This window comes from Micrococcus sp. GbtcB5 (assembly GCF_019091605.1).
Classification (GTDB): Bacteria; Actinomycetota; Actinomycetes; order Actinomycetales; family Micrococcaceae; genus Micrococcus; species Micrococcus luteus.
On sequence record NZ_JAGXJK010000373.1, the window covers coordinates 1 to 243 of the forward strand.

The following is a 243-nucleotide window of genomic DNA, read 5'->3' on the forward strand; positions in this document are numbered from 1 at the left end:
CCGGTCATGTAGGTCTCGTAGTCGATGCCGGTCAGGGCCAGGAATGCGGCCACCAGCACGAGCGTCACGAGCACGGGCGGGGGCAGGGCGGGCGGCCGGGCGGCGAGCCACAGACGGCGGGAGGGCACGGCGACGGCGAGGGTCAGCGCGGTGCCGAACAGCGGTGTGTGCAGGAACGCGTCCCAGGCCTCCCCGAGGAAATCGGTGAGTACGGCGGCGTACACCGTGCGTCCTCCTTGTCCG

1 pseudogene is annotated in these 243 nt (G+C 72.0%); it reads right to left on the bottom strand.

From position 1 onward, the window contains the following. Positions 1–224: pseudogene (locus KVS67_RS12760) on the bottom strand (LrgB family protein); the annotation flags it as partial. Between the last annotated feature and the right edge of the window lie 19 nt (positions 225–243).